This window comes from Pseudomonas sp. P5_A2_2 (genome assembly GCF_054177685.1).
In genome coordinates, this window is record NZ_JBGCUL010000788.1 from 1 (window position 1) to 2,122 (window position 2,122).

A 2,122-nucleotide genomic window follows, 5' to 3' on the forward strand; every position below is an offset into this window, starting at 1 on the left:
CGGTCATGTGGCTCCACAGGTTGAAGTGCTGGAACACCATGGCCAGGCGGGTGCGAATTCGCTGCAGTTCATTGGCGTCGGCCACGCGCATGCCGTGGCGGTCATGGACCATTTGAATCGGCTGGTTATCCAGGCTCATGGCGCCGTCATTGGGCGTTTCCAGGAAGTTGATGCAACGCAGAAAGGTGCTCTTGCCCGAACCACTGGCGCCAATCAGGCTGATCACATCGCCGGTCTTGGCGTTTAGCGAAACGCCCTTGAGGACTTCATGGTTGCCATAACTTTTGTGCAGGTTTTCAACGGTCAGTTTGTACATGAACAAGCATCCTGAATTAGTGAGCCGGGCCGAGGAAAGACAACCAGCGGCGTTCAGCCAGGCGGAACAGGCCGACCAGAGAGAAAGTGACTGCCAGGTAGATCAACGCGGCGATGCCGAACGACTGGAAGGTCAGGAAGGTCGCCGAGTTGGCGTCCCGCGCGACTTTCAGGATGTCCGGGATGGTCGCGGTGAAGGCCACGGTGGTCGAGTGCAGCATCAGGATCACTTCGTTGCTGTAGTACGGCAACGAGCGACGCAAGGCCGACGGCATGATCACGTAGGCGTAGAGCTTCCAGCCGGTCAGCCCGTAGGCCTTGGCCGCTTCGACTTCACCATGGGCCATGCTGCGGATTGCCCCGGCGAAAATCTCCGTGGTGTAGGCGCAGGTGTTCAGGGCGAAGGCCAGGATGGTGCAGTTCATCGCATCGCGAAAGAACGCATCCAGCACGGGCTGAGCACGCACCGCGGCCAGGCTGTAAATGCCGGTGTAACAGATCAGCAGCTGAATATAGAGTGGAGTACCCCGAAACAGATAGGTGTAGAACTGCACCGGCCAGCGCACCCAGACATTGCTCGAGACCCGGGCAATCGACAGCGGGATCGACATCACGAAGCCGAAGAAGATCGAGGCACTGAGCAGCCAGAGGGTCATGGCCAGCCCGGTGATGTGATTGCCGTCCTGGAACAGGAAAGGTTTCCAGTATTCCTGCAGTAGTTCGATCATCGCACGGCCTCCCGGGTGCCTGCGGCGTAGAAGATTTCCATCCGGCGCAAGACGTAGTTCGAAACGGTGGTTATCACCAGATAGATCAAGGCGGCCAGAATCAGGAAGAAGAACAGCTGATAGGAGCTCTTGCCCGCGTCCTGGGCCACCTTGACCAGATCGGCCAGGCCAATGATCGACACCAGCGCGGTGGCCTTGAGGATCACCATCCAGTTATTACCGATGCCCGGCAGGGCAAAACGCATCATTTGCGGGAACACCACCAGGCGAAAGCGCTGAGCGCGGGTCAGGCCGTAGGCGGTAGCCGCTTCCATCTGCCCTCGCGGTACGGCAAGGATGGCGCCACGGAAGGTTTCGGTGAAATAAGCCCCGTAGATGAAACCCAGGGTAATGACCCCGGCGCTAAAGGGGTTGATTTCGATGTATTCCCATTCCATGAAATCGGTAAACGAGGTCAGCCAGGTTTGCAGGCTGTAGAAGATCAACAGCATCAGCACCAGGTCCGGCACCCCGCGGATCAGCGTGGTGTAGGCCTGCGCGGGGACGCGCAACAGTGCCGATTTCGAAAGCTTGGCGCTGGCGCCGATCAGGCCCAGGCCAACGCTCACCAGCAAGCACAGAAAGGATAATTTGACAGTCATCCAGGAGCCTTGCAGCAACAGCGGGCCGAAGCCTTTAAGGCTGAAGCCTGACAGCCCCAGAATCATCAAGAGGTTTTCTAGCATTGGGCAGCCCTACATCGATCAAAAAAGTGCCCATCCGGAAATGGGCGCAGGGTCATTATTTGCCGCTGTATAGATTCAGATCGCCAAAGTGCTTCCGCTGGACGGCCGCATAGGTGCCATTGTCGTGCAGTGCCTGGATACCTTTGTTCAGCAAGGCCTGGAGCTCGGCGTTGCCTTTGGTGAGACCCACGGCGGTTTTGGCTGGCAGCAGGGGGCTTTCGACCGGCTCGCTGACCTGGAAGTCGGCGCCTGGTGGCGACTTCAGGAAGCCCAGTTCGGCTTGCAGCATGTCCTGGATCCCTGCATCGAGACGTCCGGAGATCAGGTCGGCGTACACCTGGTCCTGGTTGGCGT

At 58.7% G+C, this 2,122-nt stretch carries 3 protein-coding genes and 1 pseudogene; all 4 read right to left on the minus strand.

The window, feature by feature from the left end; all coding sequences use genetic code 11:
* Positions 1-316: ATP-binding cassette domain-containing protein (locus ACXRVY_RS25695; RefSeq protein WP_458238593.1), on the minus strand; the 316-nt coding region annotated here is incomplete at its 3' end.
* Positions 317-332: 16 nt separating this feature from the next.
* Positions 333-1,043 carry an ABC transporter permease gene (locus tag ACXRVY_RS25700; RefSeq protein WP_218429054.1) on the minus strand — a complete coding sequence of 237 codons (711 nt, stop codon included), beginning with the start codon at positions 1,041-1,043 and terminating at the stop codon, positions 333-335.
* Complete coding sequence (locus ACXRVY_RS25705; RefSeq protein ID WP_108217648.1) at positions 1,040-1,768, minus strand: ABC transporter permease; 729 nt, start codon at positions 1,766-1,768, stop codon at positions 1,040-1,042. The genes ACXRVY_RS25700 and ACXRVY_RS25705 overlap by 4 nt, the downstream gene beginning before the upstream one ends.
* 55 nt (positions 1,769-1,823) lie before the next feature.
* Positions 1,824-2,122 (minus strand): annotated as a pseudogene (locus tag ACXRVY_RS25710) (ABC transporter substrate-binding protein); the annotation flags it as partial.